The following is an 18,550-nucleotide window of genomic DNA, read 5'->3' as shown; positions in this document are numbered from 1 at the left end:
CGGACCCGTGACGTGCCGGACGTGTCCGCCGCCGCGACGGCTACGGCGCCCTAGCGTGGGGCTCATGCGTGTACTGGTCACCGGCGGTGCCGGGTTCATCGGGTCCCATGTCGTGGAGGCGCTGGCGGCGCGCGGGCACGAGCCCGTCGTGTTCGACGTCCGCGAGGACAGGCGGGCGGACGTCCGGGACGGGGAAGCGGTCCGCCGCGCCCTCGCCGGGGCCGACGCCGTGTGCCACCAGGCGGCCATGGTCGGCCTCGGCACGGGCTTCGCCGACGCGCCGGAGTACGTCTCCCGCAACGACCTGGGGACGGCGGTGCTGCTCTCCGCCATGGCGGACGCCGGCGTGCGGCGGCTCGTGCTGGCCGGGTCGATGGTGGTGTACGGGGAGGGAAGGTACGAGTGCGGGCGGCACGGGGTGGTGCGGCCGGGGCCACGGGCCGTCGCCCATCTCGTGGCCGGGCGCTTCGAGCCGCTGTGCCCGTCGTGCGGCGAGGAACTGTCGCCGGGGCTGGTGGGTGAGGACGCGCCGACCGATCCGCGGAACGTGTACGCGACGACGAAGCTCGCCCAGGAGCATCTGGCAGCGGCATGGGCACGGACGACGGACGGGGCAGCGGTGTCGCTGCGCTACCACAACGTGTACGGGCCGCGGATGCCCCGGGACACGCCGTACGCCGGGGTGGCCTCCTTCTTCCGTTCGGCGCTCGCGCGTGGGGAGGCCCCCCGGGTCTTCGAGGACGGGCGGCAGCGGCGGGACTTCGTCCATGTACGTGATGTGGCGGCGGCCAATGTGGCGGCGCTGGAGGCGGGTTCGGCCGAGGGGGCGCTGACCGCGTACAACACCGGCAGCGGCGAGCCGCACACCGTCGGGGAGATGGCGCGGGCGCTGGCCGGCGCGTTCGGCGGGTCCGAGCCGGTCGTCACCGGGGAGTACCGGCTGGGGGACGTACGGCACATCACCGCCGACTCCTCGCGGCTGCGGGCGGAGCTGGGCTGGAAGGCGGAGGTCGCCTTCGCGGAGGGGATGCGGGAGTTCGCACGGGCCGGCATGCGTGGCTCGTAGGACACCCCTGGACCGGTGGTGCTGTCCGCTTCAGGAAGCGGCCGCGGGCAGCACCACCTCGAAGCGACAGCCGCCGGGGATGTTGCGTACGGTGGCGGAGCCCTGGTGGGCCTCCACGATTCCCCGGACGATGGCGAGGCCCAGGCCCGCGCCGGCCGGTGGGGTGCGGGCGTGGGTGCCACGCCAGCCGGTGTCGAAGACGCGCGGCAGGTCCTCCTCGGGGATACCGCCGCAGCCGTCCGTCACGGACACGACCACCCCTCGGGGCGAGCGTACGGCCGCGACCGCGACCGTGCCGTCCGCCGGAGTGCGGCGGATCGCGTTCACCAGCAGGTTGCCGAGGACCCGGCTCATCTCCTTGCCGTCCACCTCGACCGGCACCGGCTCGACGCTGCCGCCCACGAGTCTGACCCCGTGTTCGCGGGCGAGCGGATCGGCACCCGCCAGGGCGTCGCCGACCAGGTCGTACAGGGACATGCGGGAAGGGGTGAGGGCGAGGGCTCCCGCGTGGATGCGGGAGAGTTCGAAGAGGTCGCCGACCATGCCGTTGAGGCGTTCGACCTCGGTGCGGATCTGGCGCAGATAGCGGTCGGGGTCGGCGGCCACCCCGTCCTCCAGTGCCTCGGCCATGGCGCGCAGTCCGGCGAGCGGGGTGCGCAGGTCGTGCGAGATCCAGGCGACGAGTTCGCGGCGGGAGGACTCCAGCGCGCGTTCGCGTTCCCGTGACGCGGCGAGTTTCGCGCTCGTGGCGGCCAGTTCGGCGCTGAGTGCGGCGAGTTCGGCGGTGGCCGGGCCGACGGGGGCCGCGAAGTCGCCGCCGTCGCCGAAGGATCGGGCGGCGAGTTGGAGGGCTCGGCTGCGGGCGACGACCCAGCGGCCGAGGAGGAGGGCGGTCGCCAGAGAAACCACGGCGGCCATCGCCACGACCGTCGTCACCACGGTCAGGTCGTGCGCGGAGAGGAACATCGCCCACGCCACGGCGAGGGTGCCCGCGAGCATGGCGGTCACCGCGACGGCGGCCACGACGGTGAGCGACGTGGTGAGCGAGCGGCGGCGCAGCAGCCACAGTGCCGCCGCGCCGAGCAGCCCGGCCGCGCCGGCGCCGAGGAAGGCGAACAGCGCTATGAGCAGGGTGTCGCCCATCGTCAGTCCTCCTTGCCATCGGCGTCGATGGGGATGGGGGTGGGGGTAGGAGTGGGCGTGGGGTCGAAGCGGTAGCCGACGCCCCACACGGTCTGGATCAGCTGCGGCCTGGCCGGGTCGTCCTCGACCTTGCCGCGCAGCCGGCGGATGTGGACGGTGACCGTGGACAGGTCGCCGAAGTCCCAGCCCCACACCTCGCGCATCAGGTCCTCGCGGCTGTAGGCGCGGCCCGGGTTGCGCAGGAAGAAGGCGAGGAGGTCGAACTCCCGCAGGGTGAGGGCGAGTTCGTCCCCGTTCCTGGCGGCGCGGCGGGCAGCCGGGTCGACGGTGAGGCCGGCCGAGCGCAGGGGGCCCGTGCCCGCACCAGGGCGTGCGCGGCGCATCACGGACTCGACGCGCAGCACCAGTTCGCGGGGGCTGAACGGCTTGGTGACGTAGTCGTCGGCGCCCACCTCCAGGCCGAGGATGCGGTCGTCCTCGTCGCCCCGGGCGGTGAGCATGATGACCGGCACCGGGCCGCGTGCCCGCAGTCGGCGGCACACCTCCAGGCCGTCCATGCCGGGCAGCATCAGGTCCAGCACCACCAGGTCCGGCCAGTGCGCGGCGGCACGGGCCAACGCGGTGGGGCCGTCCTCGGCGTGGTCCACGTGGTATCCGGCCCGGTCGAGGTATCCGGCGACGACCTCGGCGACCGTGGGGTCGTCGTCGACCACCAGGATGCGAGCCGCCGTCGGCCCACTCGGTTGCTGTTCCATGTCGCCAGCGTCCCACCATGCCCGGCTTCCGCACCGCCCGCCCGGCATGGGGAACCTCTGACGTCCGCGTTTCGTAAGAACCCGAAGTCCGATATGCGCACTTCGTCCTCGTAGGGTGAAAGCCGTGACGACCTCTCCCACATCGCCGGACGTCGATGTCGTGCTCCCGTGCCTCAACGAGGCCGAGGCTCTCCCCTGGGTCCTGGCCCGCATCCCACCCGGCTGGCGCGCCCTCGTCGTGGACAACGGCTCCACCGACGGCTCGGCCGACCTCGCCCGCGAGCTGGGGGCGACCGTGGTCCACGAACCACGCCGCGGCTTCGGCGCCGCCTGCCATGCCGGGCTGAGCGCCGCCACGGCCGACATCGTCTGCTTCTGCGACTGCGACGCCTCCCTCGACCCGTCGCTCCTCGCCCCCTTCGTACGCGAAGTGGCGGACGGGCGGGCCGACCTGGTGCTCGGCAGGCGCCGCCCGCAGGGGCCCGGCGCATGGCCCGCACACGCCCGGGCAGGCAACCTGGCGCTCGCCCGGATGCTGCGCCGCCGCACCGGGCTGCGCCTGCACGACCTCGGCCCACTGCGCGCCGCCCGCCGCGAGCCGCTGCTCGCCCTAGGTCTCACCGACCGGCGCAGCGGCTATCCGCTGCAGATGGTCGTGCGCGCCGCCGACGCGGGCTGGCGCGTCACCGAGCACGACGTGCCGTACCTGCCACGTGCCGGCGCCTCCAAGGTGACCGGCACCTGGCGGGGCACCTGGCAGGCGGTACGGGACATGAGCCGCGTGCTGAACGAACCGCCCGCGCCCGTCACCGCAGGAGGAGCCCGCCGATGACCACGCTCCTCGTCATCGCCAAGGAGCCCAGGCCGGGACGGGTGAAGACCCGGCTCACCCCGCCGTTCACTCCCACCGAGGCGGCGGAACTCGCCGAGGCGGCCCTGGTCGACACCCTGCGCACCGTCGCGGCGGCTCCCGCCCGCCGTCGCGTCCTGGTGCTGGCCGGGGAACCCGGCCCCTGGCTGCCGCCCGGCTTCGACGTCGTACCGCAGTGCGCGGGCGGACTGGACGCACGGCTCGCCGCGGCGTTCGCCGGCTGCGACGGCCCGGCCCTGCTCATCGGCATGGACACCCCACAGGTCACCCCGGACCTGCTGACCGTCGACTTCACCGAGTGCGACGCGTACTTCGGTCCGGCCGAGGACGGCGGTTTCTGGGCCCTCGGCCTGGCCGACCCGGACCCCGGTCTGCTGCGCGGAGTACCCATGTCGACGCCCTCCACCGGCGCCGTACAGCGCGCCCGACTCGTCGCCGCCGGACTGCGCGTCCGCGACCTGCCACGGCTGCGGGACGTCGACACGGCCGCCGACGCCGAGGCGGTCGCCGCGATCGCGCCGCACGGCCGGTTCACGGCGGAGCTGACCCGGCTCCGGGCGGTCACCCGCCGATGAGTACCGCGCAGCAGGAGACCGTAGGGAGGTCCTGGTCCGGGGACCCCTACTCCGACGCCCTGCGCACCGGCCGGGGCCCGCTCTTCCTGCGTCGCGACGACGGCTGGCTGCTGCCCCTGGAGGTGGAGCGGTGGTGCGCCCGCGCCGACACCGTGGACCGGGAAGTCCTCCAGCGGTGCGAGGGAGCGGTGCTGGACGTGGGCTGCGGGCCGGGACGGCTGGTCGTGGAACTCGCCGCCCTGGGCCGGCCCGTGCTCGGTATCGACGTCAGCGAGGCGGCCGTCGCCCACACCGTACGGCTCGGCGGGCAGGCCCTGCGGCGCTCGGTCTTCGCACCGCTGCCCGGCGAGGGCCGCTGGGGCACCGCCCTGCTCCTCGACGGGAACCTCGGCATCGGCGGCGACCCGCGCACCCTGCTCCGCCGGCTCGGCGAACTGCTGCTCCCCGGCGGCCTGTTGATCGCCGAGACGGTCCCGGCGGACGTGGACGAGCGCGTCGAGGTCCGCCTCGTCGGGGCCACCGACGGCAGTGGTGCCGGCGAGGCCCCCTTCCCCTGGGCCCGGCTCGGCACCCCGGCGCTGCTGCGGTACGCCCGCCCGCTCGGCTGGCGCGCCGCCGGTCAGTGGACGACAGGCGGCCGGTCCTTCGTCGCCCTGCGCAGCCGCAGGGCCAGCAGCAGCGCCGAGCCCCCGAACAGCAGGGCCGTGATCAGCAGCCAGCGGGGCAGGAAGCCGTCCGCCGAGAGCGCGGTGGCGGACTCGTAGCGGTCCGCCACCCGCCCGCTGATCAGCGGGAACCACACCAGCAGGAGTAACCCGGAGAGAGTCGCCGGCACGCGCACATACGTGGCCCACTCGCGGTGACCGGCCGCCTCGGAAGCCCGTACGACCGCACGGTCGGCGATCGCGTACAGCGGCAGCAGGACGAGATCGTGCACCACCGCCGCCCCCACGAACCACAGCGCCACCTCGGACCAGTCGTCCGCGAACAGCCGCACCCCCGCGTATCCGGCAAGCGCGAACGAACAGGCGAGGAGCAGCAGTTGGAACGGGCTGCCCACGCGCGGGCGAAGACTTCTCATCACAGGTCTCCGAACGTCATACGGGCCACCCACTTGGTGTTGAGGACACCGGGCGCGGCGGGCACGATGACCCGCGCCGGATAGCCGTGGTCGGGGGTCAACGGCTCCCCGTTGACGTCCAGGGCGAGCAGGGAGCGCGCATCGCGCACCTGGTTGGCGCGCAGGGCGGCCCGGCGGAAGGCACCGCGCCGCTGGAGGGACTCCACCAGGACGTCGGGCGCGGCGTCGGCCTCGTATCCGACGAGGGCGGCCAGGTCGCGCAGCCGTACGCCCCGCCACCACTGGTCGGAGGTCGACCACCCCTCCACGCAGGCGATGGGCAACGCCGCGCTGTGCAGCGGCAGTCGGAACAGATCGGCCCGGCTGAGCCGTACGGTGCCGCCGGGCCCGGTCACCGTCAGCCGCCACGCCTCCTCGTTCGTCTCCGCCGCGCTGATCCCTCGTGACGCGGCCGTCTTGTTGATCTGGAAGCCGCCGGGGCCGCTGCCCGGCTCGGCGCCGCCGCGCGGGGCGAGGAGGGCGGTGGCCCGCAGCGGCCCGTCGAAGCTCTGCCCCGCCGTGGTGACGAACAGCAGCAGCGAGCCGCCCCCGACCAGCCCCAGCGCCCCGCGTCGGGAGGTGGTCGGCTCGGCCGGGTTCGGGGACACCAACGACGGCTCGCCGGCGGACACCGGCGGCGCGACAGGCGCGGGAACCGAGCCTGCGCCGTTCTCCTCCCCCCGGAGCCGGCGCAGGTTGCGCACGGCGGTCGGCGCCCTCAACACCACGTGCGCGACGAACGCGGCGAAGAACACCCAGGCGCCGTAGAAGTGCAGCGGGTAGAAGGAGCCGGGGAAGACGTAGTCGAGTTGGACGTTGAGCACACCGGTGACGAACTCGAAGAGTGCGCCGCCGACCAGCAGGAGCAGCGAGAGCCGCTCCAGCGCGTGGGCGAGCGACCGGGCGGGCGGCAGCTGGAACAGCCTCGGCACGACCGACCACAGCTTGGCCAGCAGTACGGGGATCAGCGTGATGCCGAGCGTGACGTGCACGCCCTGGTTGAGGCGGTAGAGCCAGGGCGGGTCGGTCGGCCAGGCGAAGAGGTAGAAGCCGAGGATGCCCTTGTCGGGGGTCTTGTCGTTCACGGGCGACAGCCCCGGGTTGTACGCCGCGTACGACAGCAGCCCCGTCACGAACAGCACCGTGACCCCGGCGAGCAGCACCACCCCGAGTACGGAGGTCAGCCAGGGGCCGCGCAGCGGGCTGCGCCAGAACGCGGGGGAGGAAGGAGTGCGTGCCATGCCCCGACCGTAGGTCCGGAGCACCGTGCGGGAGGGGCCGCGACCCATGACGAAACGCTGACGTCTGCGCCTGTCAGGGGGCCGAGGGCGGCCGTCCGGCCTAGCGTTCCCGCGTGACCCGCGATCTCCACAACCGTGTTCTCGGCGACGGTGACCTCCGTGACGGTGGTCTCCGCGCCCGCGACCTCCGACGCGATCTGTACGCGGCGGCGGCCGCTGTCCTGCTCGTCGTGGCCGCCGCGCTGGTCGGCATCGCCATCAAGCGCGCCGAGGACGTCCTCCACGTGGGCTGGCCACCCCTGTACGCCAACTGGGTGCCGCACACCGGCCCCGGCACTCCGGCGGCACTCGCCGTGGCCGTCGGCGTCGTGGCGTACGGCCCTCCGCTCGCCGCCCGGCTGCCCTGGCGCCCTCTGCTGTGGACCTCCTGGGCCACGGCCATGGCCTGGACATGGTCCCTCGCCCTCGTCGACGGCTGGCACCGCGGGATCGCCCGACGGTTGACGACCAAGTACGAGTACCTCCAGGTCATCGACCGCTTCGGCGACATCCCCGGCACCCTGCGCACCTTCACCGACCACATCCTGCTGGGCTCCCCCGACCACTGGCCCCCGCACGTCGCCGGACACCCCCCGGCAGCCACCCTCACCTTCGTGCTCCTCGACCGGATCGGTCTGAGCGGCGGAGCCTGGGCCGGCGTCTGGTGCATCACCGTCGGCGCCACGGCGTGCGCGGCCGTACTCGTCACCGTCCGGGCCCTGGCCGGGGAGGCCCTGGCGCGGCGGGCGGCACCCTTCCTGGTCCTCGCGCCGGCCGCGGTATGGATGGGCACCTCCGCCGACGGCTACTTCGCGGCGGTCGCCGCCTGGTCCGTGGCACTGCTCGCACTCGCGTTGACCGGGCGCGCCGAACGCCGACGGCGGACGGCGGCGTTCGGCTCGGGGCTGCTCTTCGGCCTCACCTGCTACCTGTCGTACGGGCTCACGCTGTTCGTCCTGATCGCGGCGGGTGTGCTGGTCCTGGGCCGGCACCAGCTCCGGCATCTCACCCGGGGGCTCTTCTTCCTGCTCACCGGACTCGCCGTCGTCCCCCTGCTGTTCACCCTCGCCGGATTCGACTGGTGGGAGGCGTACCACCTACTGGTCGAGCGCTACTACCAGGGCGCCGGCGGCTTCCGCCCGTACGGCTACTGGGTGTGGGCGAACCTCGCGTGCACGGTGTTCGTCGTGGGCCTGGCGACCGTGGCGGGCCTGCGGCGGACAGGTGCCACGGTCGTCCGGCAGCGCCACCGCCTCGTACCCCGGCGGCACGACGGCCTCCTGCCCCGCCTGGGCCGACCCGGCGGCCCCGATGCCGAGTTCCGCCTCACCCTGCTCGTGGCGGCCGCCGCGCTCGCCCTGCTGACCGCCGACCTGTCCGGGATGAGCAAGGCCGAGACCGAACGGATCTGGCTGCCGTTCGCGCTGTGGCTTCTCCCGGCCTGCGCTCTTCTCACCCGGCCGCGCGCCTGGCTCACCGCCCAGGCCGCCCTCGCCCTGCTCCTCAACCACCTCCTGCTGACCGGCTGGTGACGGGCCGTCACCCACTCGGGCTCAGCGGTGGTCGGGATTGTCCGCGTCGGGGCGGCAACCGGCGTCCCACTCGGAGCGCTGGTTGCCGTGGGCCGGGATGCCGCCGGACCGCTTGAGCAGGGCGGCGAGATGCATCAGGTTCCACGCCATGAAGGCCGTGTTGCGGTTGGTGAAGTCGTTCTCCGGGCCGCCCGATCCGGGGTCCAGATACGACGGCCCCGGACCGGCGGGGCCGATCCAGCCCGCGTCCGCCTGGGGCGGGACCGTGTAGCCGAGGTGCTGGAGGCTGTAGAGGACGTTCATCGCGCAGTGCTTGACCCCGTCCTCGTTCCCGGTGATCAGGCACCCGCCCACCCGCCCGTAGTAGGCGTACTGCCCCGCGGGGTTGAGCAGTGCCGAGCAACCGTACAGCCGCTCGATCACCTTCTTCGTCACCGAGCTGTTGTCGCCCAGCCAGATGGGGCCGGCCAGGACCAGGATGTCGGCGGCCAGCACCTTCTCGTACAACGCCGGCCATTCATCGCTCGCGATGCCGTGCTCGGTCATGTCCGGGTAGACGCCGGTGGCGATGTCGTGATCGACGGCACGGATCACCTCCGTGGTCACCCCGCGCCCGTCCATGACGGCCCGGCTCCTGTCGATCAGGCCCTGGGTGTGGCTGAGCTGCGGGGACGGTTTGAGCGTGCAGTTGACGAACAAGGCGGTGAGGTCGTCGAAGCGGTAGGCGTCGTCGACGGCCGGGGACGACGGAGTGGCCATGGCGGGCTCCTTCACGGAAGCGGCGGGTCCTGGAGCCGTCCGACGTCAACCACAGGACGGCCCGGCGGCAGCGTCTCGCACGGAGCTCGATTTGTCGCCCTTTGTCCCCGATCGGCCCTGCCACCGCGAGGCTCCGCACGGGGGCGGCGGCACACGCGCACGCATCCGCCGCCGCTTCGCGGAAGGCTCGAACCACCCTCCCGTCCGCAGCACGGAACCAGGTCGCAAACCCACACGAGCTTCCGTTCAGGGCTTCAACAGGTTGGCCGGGAGTCATACTTGACCATGCGGCAGCCATCCCGTGATGGCTCGATGCGGGAGAGGCAGCGATCCGGTGAACAGCGACAGTCAGGGCGTGGCGAAGGCCGAGGTACGGCTCAAGTGGGACCCGAGTCCCTGGGATCAGCCGCCTCATCATCTCGACATCATCGCCACCACGTACTCGGCGGAAGCCCCCTACGGGCGTCCGGTGTACGTCGTCCACTTCGACAGCCGCTCACCGGACGGCACCATCAACATGAGCCGGCACAGCCAGACCGGTCAGGGCTTCGGCTATGTCGAGGCGATGACCCTGGAACTCGATCGCCTCGCGTCCTCCTTCGCACGGGTGGTCGTGGGCGTCGCGATCCACCAGACCAGCGGCCCCAAGACCTTCGGTGACCTGTCGAACGCCGGAGTGCTGGTCGTCGAGGGGTACAAGGAACTGCTCAAGGACGATTTCGCGCAGGTCGCCGGATCCACCGCCGCCACCGTCGCGGAGTTCACCCGGGACACCTCCGCAGGCTGGGAGTTTCACCGGATCGTCCGAGGGTTCGACAGCGACCCCCTGATCTTCACCGCGGAGATGGGCAGCACCCCATAGCCCTGACCAGGCAGTAACGCAGAAACGTACGGTGGAGCCCGGAACCACCGACGCGCCGCCGTTCTGCGACCTCCCACTCGCCGGGGACCCTCGCCCGCAGAGCGGTTCGCACGTCCGGGCCGGCCCCTGCCGCCGGGAAGGCCGGCTTGGCAGGGGACGGCCCGGGATTCATGATCCGTCAATCACCGCCCGGCAGGGGACAAGGCCCCCGCGGGCTCCAGCTTCACCCACTTCGCCGTGCTCGGCACGCCTCGCTCGTCCAGCAGGAACAGCATGTACCACCCGGGTGGCGCGTCGGCGGACGTCGCCGGGGTCTGCAGGCCGAGCCTGTTGCCCTCACGGTTGTTGATCTTCACCTTGAGGTGGCGCTGGTTGGAGTTCGTCGAGTGCGTGACGGTCGACGGTGCCACCAGGACGGCACTGGCGACGCGCCCCGGCGTGGAGGTCTGCACGGAGAAGGCGGAGTCGTAGGTCAGCGCACCGGCCGGGACCCTGTTGAGCTGTGGCCGGTCGCCGACGTGCATGTACCACGGCTCGAACATCTCGATGCTGCCGTGCATGGTGTCCTTGATGTCCGGGTCATTGGCGATCTGCTGGGCCTCGTCCCCGGTGACCAGGATCCGCCCGTCGGGCATGAGGACCGCGTTGGAGTGGTAGCCGCGCGGCAGCCGCTGGACCGGGCCGAGCTTCCAGCTGCCGTCCGCGTCGCGCGCCTCGGTGTGGCGGTACTTCGGCAGGGCGTTCGGGTTGTACATGCCGTTGCCGTAGTTGCGGATATGGAACGAGCCGTTGACCGTGAAGAGCTTGCCGTCCGGCAGGATGACGGTGTTGTCGTTCGACCGGCCGAAGGCCCGGGGCTCGCGTTTGACCCAGTTCTCCCCCTTGGCCAGTTCGTAGGTGTTCGCGTCATCCCGGTTGCCACCGAGGACCAGCACCGAGTCCGGGCCCTGGTAGCCGTTGGGCAGCGCCACCGCGGAGCCGTTGATGCGCTCGGGATTGCAGCCCTCGCCGTTGCCGTCCCTCGCGTCCTTGCAGGGGATGTTGGGCCGGTCCGGCAGCTTCGCCCGCGACTCCGTGTCGAGGTCGAAGACGTACTGCTCGTTGAGCATCCGGCCGAGGCCGTAGATCTTGCCGTCGCGCAGCGAGAACAGGTGCGGGTAGTCCCTGCTGAAGGGCGCTCTGGCACGGAACCTGTCGACCGGTACGTTCACCGGCACGTTGTCCTTCTGCCACGGCACCGGATGCGACTTGGCGGGGAAGCGCTCGACGACGGGTGTGGGGGTGCCCCAGCCGAGCTCCGACTGGCCCGACATGATGAGCAGTCGGCCGTCCTTGCCCTCCACGACTCCGGGATACCACCGGCCGACCGACATGTCCTGGTTGCGGTGCCAGGTCTCGGTCCACGGGTCGAAGACGAGTGACAGCTTGGCGCCGCTGCCGCCGTTGCCGCCGAGGTTGCCGCCGAACACACCCACCATGCCGTTGGGCAGGAACGCGTGGCCGGAACAGAAGAACGGCGCCGGACGCTCCTCGTTCTTGCCGTCCGGCATCACCACCAACGGCGGGGGAACGTTCTTGAACGCGTCGGCTCCCGTGCCCTTGGCCGGGTCCCACAGATACGCGCGGCCGGCGTTGTCCTCGCCGATGACGTCGGTGGGGGCGGTCTCCTTCTGGGGGTTGTCCTCGACCGGCTCGAAGGAGAAGAGCAGCACCTTGCCGGTGGGCAGCATGGCGATGTGGTCGCCGTAGTCCGGCGAGGGGAAGTACTCCGCGAACCGGCCGAACTGGTCGGCTGCGTACTGCTTGTTGGTCTCCGCCTGGGACTCCGTCAGCTTCTTCAGCCGCTCGGTGCGGGTCGTCTGCGGGTACTCGTCCAGGGCCTTGGCCGTCGCCCGGAGTCGGGCGTGCTCCCGGGCGTGCTCCTCGCCCAGGACGGCGGCCTCGTCGGCTCTCATCTCCTTCTTGACCTGCCGCTCGGGCACATGGACCTTGGCTTCGCCCGCGCCGCCCGCGTCCTCGTGATGGGCACCGTCATGCGCGTACGCGGAAGGCGCGGCCAACCCCGCCGTGACGGCCAGCGCGGATACCAGCGCGCACGCCGAAAAGGCCGCGGAAATTCTTTTTGGAGGCATGGCTCTCCTAGCCACCTGAGGAAATCAGGGATCGAATTCCAAAGAAAGGAAATTCAAGACGGCACCCACGACGAACACACGCCCCGAGGCGTCCACATCCTTTCAAGCAACTCTGTCGTTGCAACAACAAAAACAAATACCAGGAATCACCCGGTTCATGCATGCCGAGACCGGCATCAGTGGCACCAGCGCATATGACCGGCGCACGATCAGGAACCGTGCGCCGGCCATGCGCTCCACCAGACGGGTGAACATCCATGCCATTTGGATGCTTGGCTCGAATTCACCCCTCGTCGCTATTTCTGCGGGGTACGGAAGACCCGAAACATGCCGCCGAATTCCCTGGAGGAAGCGCACGTATGTACACGTCCACGGCGCCGATCGACCCCAAAAAGCCGACCGACCCCAAAAACCTGTTCCTGCGCGAGGACACCGAGATCCAGGGCGACGTACTCGCCGGGTTCAAGAAGGACCACATGCAGCTGGTGTTCCTGCGGTTCGAGGACCAGCAGATGACGCGCACATGGCTAAAACAGTTGCGGCCGCTCATCGCCACCACCGGCCAGGTGGCGAAGTTCAACAGGGAGTTCTCCCGGGCCCGCCAGTACTCGGGGGGCGACGATCCGAAGAACCTGAACGCGCTGTGGTACGGCATCAGCTTCACCTTCGACGGGCTGAGGTTCCTCACCGGCAACAACCCGCTGCCCGGCATCGACAACAACAGCACCGACGGCCCGCTGAAGGCCTTCGCGGAGGGCCCGGCCAAGCGTGCGGCGGCCCTCGGTGACACCGGCCAGAACGCCCCCCAGAACTGGCTCTTCGGCAACTTCGGCGGCGGAAACGTCCACGCGGTGCTCACTCTCGCCGCCGACCAGGCGCACGTCCTTCGGGCCACTCTCGGAGACGTACGCCAGGACCTCGCCCGCGCCAAGATCGTCACCGTCTACGAGCAGGAGGGCGCCACCCTCGAAGGCCCTCGCCGGGGTCGGGAGCACTTCGGATTCAAGGACGGCGTCAGTGAGCCCGCGATCAAGTACCTCGACGAGCCCGACCCCGACAAGCCGGTCTACGAGAAGGGCCACCCCGGCACCATCCTCATCAATCCCGGGGAGTTCGTCGTCGGTCTTGAGCGGGAGCGCCCGCACCCCCTGCCCTACCCGGAGTGGGCGCAGAAGGGCTCCTTCCAGGTCGTGCGCCGACTGGCCCAGGACGTCCCCGGCTGGTGGGCCGGCGTGGCCGAACAGCTGAAGGTGCTGAAGGAGGCGAAGGCCGCGCCCCAAGAGGCGACGACCGAGTGGCTGGCCGCCCGGCTCGTCGGACGCTGGCGCAGCGGCACGCCTGTGGCGAAGTGTCCGCACGCCGACATGTCGTACAACGCGGAAGCGTCGGGCGACAACATGATCTCGTTCAGGAACGACCCCGAGGGCAAGGTCACCCCGCTCTGGTCCCACCTGCGCAAGACCAACCCCAGGGACGGCTTCAAGGACCCCAAGACGTCCCAGTTCGTCGACGACACGAGGTTCAACCACCGCCGGATCATGCGCCGCGGCATTCCGTACGGCCTGCCGTTCGACCCGTCCGCCTCCGCGCTCAACGGCCCTGACGCACCCCGCGGCCTGGTCTTCGTCTCCTACCAGGCCGACCTCTTCCGGCAGTTCGAGTTCATCCAGCGGGACTGGATGAACGACGAGACCTTCCCCCAGCCCAACGCCGACACCCATCACAAGAAGGTCGACCCCGGCCCGCACCCCGCGGGTTCCGACCCCGTGGCGGGTGAGGAGACCGTGGTCTCCTGGGTGCGCCCCGAGGGCAACGGCGAGGCGGTCCCGCTGAAGTTCGCCCAGTTCGTACGGACCGAGGGGGCGGTGTACGCCTTCGTGCCGTCGATCCCGGTCATCGACCAGCTGGCAGAGGGCCGGATGAACACCAACATGGTCGTCCACGGGCGCACGATCTTCACCTCCGACAGCTTCGACAACACGGAGCGGGACACCGTCGACTCGGGCACGGTGCGGCTGTTCCTGACGGAGGACGGCGAGCTCCAGGTCATCGACAGCAAGAACAACCAGATCCGCTGGTCCGCGGACCAGGAGAAGCCCGGCGGCCCGAAGGCGCAGGCACTGTTCAATGACGGGGAGCTCCTCGTCATGTGGGTCGACCCGGACGACAAGAACAAAAAGGAGAAGGTCTGGTCCTCCGGGACCAGCGGGCACCCGAACGCCCAGCTCGTCGTCCAGATGGACGGCAACGTAGTGATCTACGACGACGGCAAGGCGATCTGGCACACCAACACCGCCGGCCGCTGACACCTTCCGGCACGCCGGTCCTCTGACATCGCCCGCCCCACGAAGGCGGGCGATGTCAGTCCTCGGGGCCGATCAGACAGCAGTGCTGCCGCTCCGGCGCGGCAGGGGGCCGTACCTCGGCGAACGGGAACAGTGACCTCGCGTGGTCCGGGCTCCAGAGCACGTCGTACCGTCCGCACGGGCCGACCGGGGCGCGGGCGTCGAACAGCAGACTCTGGTCCACGACCGCGCACCAGGGCGCCTCACGCGCCCGCTCGACGACGGCGTCCATGTGCGCCGGAACGGAGGGCGGTACCGCCGCGTTCCCCAAGGAGCGACTGCTCAGCCGCCACCGCACGTTGGGCTGCTGCCCCTCGCCCGGCGGCACCCAGCCCGGGGCGATGAAGGTGAAGGCGAGCATGCCGTCGTCGGTCAGTGTCGACCGCAGCGCGTCCACCAGTTCCACGGTCTCGTCGTCCGGTGTGTGGGTGAAGACGGAGTACGCGAGGACGTAGTCGAAACGCGTTTCCAGGTCGGGCAGCGCGAGCCCGCGAAGGCCGCCGGGGTTGAACTGCGGGTTGTACCGGTCGTAGAAGACCCAGTGGGCCTCCGGTTCGCGCCGCCGGCCCTCCTCGATCGCGGGCCGTGACACGTCGACGCACCAGTAGAGCGACGGCTCGACCCGTCCTGCGGCGCCCTCCAGGAACGTGCCGATGTTCCCGCCGAAGTCCAGCACCCTGCGCCCGGACCAGTCCGGGCGGCCGAGTTGGGTGTCGAAGTAGGCGAACTGGCCCGTCTTGGTGGAATGGAAGGCCAAGTGCGCTCACCAGCTGACGGGGAGGGCGGCGAGCGCCTGTAGGCGCTGATGGTCCTTCCAGTCCGCCGACGCCTCGGCGGCGGCCGGGCGCAGTCCGGGAAAGCGGGCCAGGAGCGAGGTGAGGCCGATGCGTAACTCGGCCCGCGCCAGATGGGACGCCAGACAGCGGTGGATGCCGTGGCCGAACGCCACATGGGGATTGGGGTCACGGCCCAGATCGAGGACTTCGGGGTCGGAGAAGACGTCCGTGTCGTGGTTGGCGGAGTTGAGGGAGGCCACGACGGACTCTCCGGCGCGGACGGTGACCCCGGCGATGTCCACGTCCTCGGTGGCCACTCGTATCTGACCGTCCCTCAGGACCAGGTGGTAGCGCAGCAGTTCCTCCACCGCGCGCTCCGTCAGCGCCGGGTCGTCCCGCAACCGGACGAGGTCGGCCGGCCGGTGCAGCAGGGTGCTCAGGGCAGCCGCCAGGGCGGTCGTCACCACCGTGTGGCCCGCGAACAGCAGGCTGACACCTGTCCCGGTCAACTCGGCGTCGGAGAGCGCGTCCTGTTCGTCGTGTGCCGCGACCAGGACGCTGAACAGATCGTCTCCAGGCGCCATGCGCCGGGAGTCCGTCAGGGCCGCCAGGTAGTCGCACATCTCCCGCTGGGCCGCGGTGATCCGCTCCAGGGGACCCTTGCCGTTCATCGTGTCCGACAGGGCCAGGATCCGGTCGCTCTCCTCGGCCGGGATGCCCAGCCATGCGCAGATCACGGCCATGGGCAGGGGGCGTGCGAAGTCGGCGACGAGGTCGGCGGGCGGGCCGGCGTCGGCCATGGCGTCGAGCAGCCCCTCGGTGATCTTCTGGATCAGCGACAGCGACCGCTCCACCTGTCGCGCCCTGAACTGCGGCATGACCAGCCGGCGCAGCCGGGCGTGGTCCGGCGGCTCGGTGTCCCGCAGGAGGGACACGCCGGGCGGGAACGGGGTCGTGAACAACCTGGGCGCGTCGGACGCGGTGTTGGCCGTCACGCTGAACCGCCGGTCGCGGAGCACCTGCCGTACGTCCTCGTACCGGGTCACCAGCCACACCTCGTGTCCGCTGGCGACGACCACACGGGTCGCGGGTTCGTTCTCGCGCAGCCAGGCCAGCCTCTCGAACACCTCTGAGTGGACGCGGGTGTCGAAGGGGAAGGCGCCGGGCCGACGGTTCGGGACGGGCATCGCGGTCCCTCCTGACTCGACTCAGGGTGTGTGGAAGGACGGGTCATGGTCCTCGCCGAGCGCCGCGCGACCGATGGTGGCGAGGATGTGGTCGTCGTTGTCGTGGCGCTGGTAGAAGGTCAGGTCGCGCAGGATCCGTTCGACCGGGCTGGGGCGCACCAGACTGCGGGCGCCGCAGGCACGGATGCAGTGGTGCACGGTCTCCTCCGCCAGGTGCTCGACGACGTGCCGGGCCTTGCTGCCTGCGAGCCTGGCCTCGTCCACCCTGTCCTCGTCCCACAACGCGGCGACATGGCGCAGCCACAGGCGGGCGGTGTCCACGTTGACCGCCATGCTGCCCACCCGCTGCCGTACGTACGGGTCGGCCCCCTTGCCCTGCTTCCTGAGGTACGCCAGCCCGTAGTCGTGCGCAGCCTGGGCGGCGCCCAGGAAGCTGGAGGCGTAGTGGGGGACGAACGCGGCCTGCCAGTGCCCGGTGAGATAGCTGCCGGGTGCGCCGATGAGGTGGTCCCGGGGGATGAACGTGTCGTCGAACCGCACCAGGTGGCTGACCGTCGCGCGCATGCCCACCGGGTCCCACCACGAACTGTCGACGCTCACCGTCGGGTCGGACAGATCGCAGGCGAGCATGAGGAGTCCGCTGCCCGTCGCCCGGCCGTTCCGGGCGGCCGGCGCGTGCCGTGCTCCGCCGGGTCCGGCGGGGTCGACGAAGAGGACGGCCCACTGGGCGCCCGTGGCACTGGTGGCGAACGCCTTGGTGCCCCGCACGGTCCAGCCCCCCTCGACAGGGGTGAGGGTGGTGCCGAAGCGGCCGGTCTCCCCCGGTTTGGGGGCCCGGGGCTCGCCGCTCCAGGCCACCCACTTCTCCCCGCGCTCGACCACGCCCGCGAACCAGCGCCGCCGCTGCTCGGGCGTTCCCAGGGCGTCGATGAGGACCAGGGAGTTGGCGTGTCCCTCCCAGCAGCGCGCCAGCGAGAGATCCGCCGAGGCCAGGATGGTCGTCAGCTCCCACAGGGGCAGCGTGTTGCGCTGCTGCGGGCCGAAGCCCAGTCCTCCGTACTCGCGTGGCACGGCGGCAGCCAGCAGACCGGCGGCGAAGAGGTCGTCGAAGTCCTCGGCGGGGAAGGCGGCCCTGCGGTCGTAGTCGTCCGCGCGGGCGGAAAACGTCTCCGCGGCCATTTTCTGTGCGCTGTCGAGGGCGGCTCGGTGTCCGAGAACGGGGCCGTGCGGCTCCTGAGTGCCGTGCACCAGGTCGGCGGTCATGGAAGAAGAGCCCCTTCCGGAGATCCGGACGGCCGGGCGGGTCCCCGACGGTAGTAATGGGCGCGGTACATCGCGTTGGGCACCCGAGGGTCGTCGGAGTGCACCGTGTGGACGTCGATGGTCAGCAGGCCGCGGTTGAGATAGCCGCAGAGGATGACGTCCCGGGTGCCGAGCCGCACTTCGGCGAGGAAACCCACCGCCGGACCGTCGCCGCCCGCATCCACCAGTGGCGTGGCGGTGAGGGCGTCGCGGGTGTCGACCTCGCCCGGGCCGCGCTCGGCGACGCTCAGTGCGAGGCGGCCCTCGTCCTCGACGGCGTCGACGAGCCGGATGCCGATGGCTGTGGTGTCGAAGTTGACCCACCCGCCGGTGAGCCCGGCCAGGTCGGTGTGCGGTGCCGTCATGCGCTCTCCTCCAGCCGGTGGAAGAAGGAGCGGGACCACTCGCCGGGGCGCCCGCCTCCGTCGACGGGGACGCTGGAGGCGGTGGCCACCAGGATGCCCGTCTTGTAGTAGGCGCAGAGAACCGTGCGGACTCCGTCGAGTTCGTAGACGGCGGCGAACGACGAGGCCACGGAGGGTGAGCCGGGCGCGGTGTAGAGGGCCGCCGGTACCTCACCCCAGTCCTGCGGCTGCCCGCCCGCCGCGGTGCTGCCGAAGGCCCGTACGGCGAGGCCCGTTCCGCGCGGGGCGAGGGTCAGCCGGAGAGGGCCCTTGGGCATCGCTCCCCGGTCGGTGTTGAGCCAGTCGCCCAACAGGGCCGAGATGTCGGGGCTCTCCGGTGGGAACGGCTCGGCCGATGGTGCTACACCGGCCACCGAGCGCATGGTCATGAAATGCTCTCCCTCCCACAGAGGTTCTGTGATGTCGTGACGGGATTCAGGG

At 71.3% G+C, this 18,550-nt stretch carries 17 protein-coding genes; 7 read left to right on the top strand and 10 right to left on the bottom strand.

What is annotated here, in order from left to right:
• The first annotated feature begins 64 nt into the window (after positions 1 to 64).
• The gene (locus JIX55_RS39375; protein WP_257568000.1) at positions 65 to 1,066 is read left to right on the top strand and encodes an NAD-dependent epimerase/dehydratase family protein; all 1,002 of its coding nucleotides are present in this window, start codon (positions 65 to 67) and stop codon (positions 1,064 to 1,066) included.
• A 30-nt stretch (positions 1,067 to 1,096) separates the two neighbouring features.
• On the opposite strand, the gene JIX55_RS39370 is transcribed toward JIX55_RS39375, so the two are convergent.
• Both JIX55_RS39370 and JIX55_RS39365 read right to left on the bottom strand, forming a co-directional pair.
• Positions 1,097 to 2,209: a sensor histidine kinase gene (locus JIX55_RS39370; protein ID WP_257567999.1), complete on the bottom strand. Its 1,113-nt coding sequence runs from the start codon at positions 2,207 to 2,209 to the stop codon at positions 1,097 to 1,099.
• Between the two features lie 2 nt (positions 2,210 to 2,211).
• Positions 2,212 to 2,964, bottom strand: coding sequence for a response regulator transcription factor (locus tag JIX55_RS39365; protein WP_257567998.1), 753 nt, complete (start codon positions 2,962 to 2,964; stop codon positions 2,212 to 2,214).
• Between the two features lie 115 nt (positions 2,965 to 3,079).
• On the opposite strand from JIX55_RS39365, the gene JIX55_RS39360 reads away from it, so the two are divergent.
• From JIX55_RS39360 to JIX55_RS39350, 3 genes are read left to right on the top strand one after another with little or no spacing between them, the layout of a single operon-like run.
• Entirely contained in the window at positions 3,080 to 3,796 is a 717-nt protein-coding gene (locus tag JIX55_RS39360; protein ID WP_257567997.1) for a glycosyltransferase family 2 protein, read from the top strand.
• A complete protein-coding gene (locus JIX55_RS39355) occupies positions 3,793 to 4,410 on the top strand; it encodes a TIGR04282 family arsenosugar biosynthesis glycosyltransferase (RefSeq protein ID WP_257567996.1) in 618 nt (205 codons plus the stop codon). Before JIX55_RS39360 ends, JIX55_RS39355 begins: the two co-directional genes overlap by 4 nt.
• Positions 4,407 to 5,174, top strand: coding sequence for a class I SAM-dependent methyltransferase (locus JIX55_RS39350; protein WP_257567995.1), 768 nt, complete (start codon positions 4,407 to 4,409; stop codon positions 5,172 to 5,174). Before JIX55_RS39355 ends, JIX55_RS39350 begins: the two co-directional genes overlap by 4 nt.
• A gap of 316 nt (positions 5,175 to 5,490) precedes the next feature.
• Here the strand turns inward: JIX55_RS39350 and JIX55_RS39345 are convergent, their stop codons facing one another.
• On the bottom strand, positions 5,491 to 6,771 hold the full coding sequence (locus JIX55_RS39345; RefSeq protein ID WP_257567994.1) for a molybdopterin-dependent oxidoreductase: 1,281 nt from the start codon (positions 6,769 to 6,771) through the stop codon (positions 5,491 to 5,493).
• A 197-nt stretch (positions 6,772 to 6,968) separates the two neighbouring features.
• Here JIX55_RS39345 and JIX55_RS39340 point away from each other — a divergent pair, with 197 nt between their 5' ends.
• Positions 6,969 to 8,342, top strand: a complete 1,374-nt coding sequence (locus JIX55_RS39340) for a hypothetical protein (RefSeq protein WP_257569626.1) — start codon at positions 6,969 to 6,971, stop codon at positions 8,340 to 8,342.
• A 21-nt stretch (positions 8,343 to 8,363) separates the two neighbouring features.
• Here the strand turns inward: JIX55_RS39340 and JIX55_RS39335 are convergent, their stop codons facing one another.
• Positions 8,364 to 9,101, bottom strand: a complete 738-nt coding sequence (locus JIX55_RS39335) for a flavodoxin family protein (RefSeq protein WP_257567993.1) — start codon at positions 9,099 to 9,101, stop codon at positions 8,364 to 8,366.
• Positions 9,102 to 9,405: 304 nt separating this feature from the next.
• On the opposite strand from JIX55_RS39335, the gene JIX55_RS39330 reads away from it, so the two are divergent.
• A complete protein-coding gene (locus JIX55_RS39330; protein ID WP_443046632.1) occupies positions 9,406 to 9,963 on the top strand; it encodes a TerD family protein in 558 nt (185 codons plus the stop codon).
• A gap of 182 nt (positions 9,964 to 10,145) precedes the next feature.
• Here the strand turns inward: JIX55_RS39330 and JIX55_RS39325 are convergent, their stop codons facing one another.
• Positions 10,146 to 12,095 carry a galactose oxidase early set domain-containing protein gene (locus tag JIX55_RS39325; RefSeq protein WP_257567991.1) on the bottom strand — a complete coding sequence of 650 codons (1,950 nt, stop codon included), beginning with the start codon at positions 12,093 to 12,095 and terminating at the stop codon, positions 10,146 to 10,148.
• A 359-nt stretch (positions 12,096 to 12,454) separates the two neighbouring features.
• On the opposite strand from JIX55_RS39325, the gene JIX55_RS39320 reads away from it, so the two are divergent.
• Positions 12,455 to 14,401: a Dyp-type peroxidase gene (locus JIX55_RS39320; RefSeq protein ID WP_257567990.1), complete on the top strand. Its 1,947-nt coding sequence runs from the start codon at positions 12,455 to 12,457 to the stop codon at positions 14,399 to 14,401.
• A 55-nt stretch (positions 14,402 to 14,456) separates the two neighbouring features.
• On the opposite strand, the gene JIX55_RS39315 is transcribed toward JIX55_RS39320, so the two are convergent.
• The 5 genes from JIX55_RS39315 to JIX55_RS39295 are packed head-to-tail and all read right to left on the bottom strand — an operon-like array spanning position 14,457 to position 18,498.
• Positions 14,457 to 15,197, bottom strand: coding sequence for a class I SAM-dependent methyltransferase (locus tag JIX55_RS39315; RefSeq protein ID WP_257567989.1), 741 nt, complete (start codon positions 15,195 to 15,197; stop codon positions 14,457 to 14,459).
• 6 nt (positions 15,198 to 15,203) lie between these two features.
• Complete coding sequence (locus tag JIX55_RS39310) at positions 15,204 to 16,403, bottom strand: cytochrome P450 (RefSeq protein ID WP_257567988.1); 1,200 nt, start codon at positions 16,401 to 16,403, stop codon at positions 15,204 to 15,206.
• Between the two features lie 21 nt (positions 16,404 to 16,424).
• Positions 16,425 to 17,666: an acyl-CoA dehydrogenase family protein gene (locus tag JIX55_RS39305; RefSeq protein WP_257567987.1), complete on the bottom strand. Its 1,242-nt coding sequence runs from the start codon at positions 17,664 to 17,666 to the stop codon at positions 16,425 to 16,427.
• On the bottom strand, positions 17,663 to 18,070 hold the full coding sequence (locus JIX55_RS39300; RefSeq protein WP_257567986.1) for a hypothetical protein: 408 nt from the start codon (positions 18,068 to 18,070) through the stop codon (positions 17,663 to 17,665). The genes JIX55_RS39305 and JIX55_RS39300 overlap by 4 nt, the downstream gene beginning before the upstream one ends.
• On the bottom strand, positions 18,067 to 18,498 hold the full coding sequence (locus JIX55_RS39295) for a hypothetical protein (protein WP_257567985.1): 432 nt from the start codon (positions 18,496 to 18,498) through the stop codon (positions 18,067 to 18,069). The genes JIX55_RS39300 and JIX55_RS39295 overlap by 4 nt, the downstream gene beginning before the upstream one ends.
• Between the last annotated feature and the right edge of the window lie 52 nt (positions 18,499 to 18,550).

It is taken from the genome of Streptomyces sp. DSM 40750, from assembly GCF_024612035.1.
Lineage (GTDB): Bacteria > Actinomycetota > Actinomycetes > Streptomycetales > Streptomycetaceae > Streptomyces.
Note: the sequence above shows the minus strand (reverse complement) of the source record. Positions and strands in the feature narration are given on the sequence as shown.